The following is a 324-nucleotide window of genomic DNA, read 5'->3' on the forward strand; positions in this document are numbered from 1 at the left end:
TGGATTTGCCCTTGCGAGAGGACTTGCCGGGTCGCTTTTTTACGATAGAAACGCCGTAGTCATTTTTTAGAACGTTAACGACGGCTTCAAAAAATTGAGCCTTCTGGTTGCTCAGCGCCAGCTGTTCTTCAAGCTCTTTGATCCGCTGCTCGGGTGTCAGCGGGAGGGTTGGCTCGGTCATGGACCTGCTCCTCGACTCTCGAATTGATGCGCCTTGGCTCCAATCCTGCCGACCGTGCTTGCGTAACCACACCAATACTGTCGACCGACCCTGGATGCCATAGCGCCGTTGGGCTTCTTTATAACCCAACTCGCCTTTTTCAA

1 pseudogene is annotated in these 324 nt (G+C 53.1%); it reads right to left on the reverse strand.

The features are described from left to right. Window positions 1–324, reverse strand: a pseudogene (locus JL015_RS27610) (IS3 family transposase); the annotation flags it as partial.

Source organism: Pseudomonas cichorii (assembly GCF_015471405.1).
Classification (GTDB): Bacteria; Pseudomonadota; Gammaproteobacteria; order Pseudomonadales; family Pseudomonadaceae; genus Aquipseudomonas; species Aquipseudomonas serbiensis.